Here is a 663-nt window from a genome sequence, read left to right as displayed (position 1 = left end):
TTCACAGCTCTCGGTAGTTCTTCCTCTCGCTCTCGCGCTCGGTTTCTTGCCTACTCTGTTTAGTTTTCAAAGAACATTTCTGTGCTTCACCCTTCTCGGGCGCATTATCTATATTACCTCGTTGAAACTACTGTTTCAACCGGTAATTTCTTCTTTGGTGGAGATGAGCGGAATCGAACCGCTGACCCCCTGCTTGCAAGGCAGGTGCTCTCCCAGCTGAGCTACACCCCCACTTTATTCAGTTTACAGTTTACAGTTAACAGTGCTTTATTTTACTGTAAACTGCCAACTGTCTACTGTTAACTATTTAATGGTGGGCCTAGGTGGACTTGAACCACCGACCTCACGCTTATCAGGCGTGCGCTCTGACCAGCTGAGCTATAAGCCCATATCCCTTATTCTGCACTGCTTTTCCTGTCTGTTATCAGTCGCCAGTTATGTCAACTGCCTACTGTCAACTGTTAACTTAACCCTCAAACAGTGCCACATAGCTATTGCTATGTACACGCCGGATTCTTCATCCGGCGTTATTCCTCTTCTCTGCTTCGTCTATACTGTGTCTATTGCTGCTTCTATTCAGGAACTGTGGTCCCTGAGAACTGAACAGTGACTTATGACTGCTAAACAGTCTTGGGAGAGATGGTCGATCGACCTAGGATTGCC

At 46.8% G+C, this 663-nt stretch carries 2 tRNA genes; both read right to left on the bottom strand.

Annotated features, from left to right (window positions below):
* Positions 1-155: 155 nt before the first annotated feature.
* A tRNA-Ala gene (locus tag ACSNJE_RS15940) sits at positions 156-231 on the bottom strand.
* An 80-nt stretch (positions 232-311) separates the two neighbouring features.
* Positions 312-388, bottom strand: a tRNA-Ile gene (locus ACSNJE_RS15935).
* Between the last annotated feature and the right edge of the window lie 275 nt (positions 389-663).

Source organism: Thermincola sp. GK-1, assembly GCF_059412445.1.
This window is presented reverse-complemented; position numbering and strand designations above follow the sequence as displayed.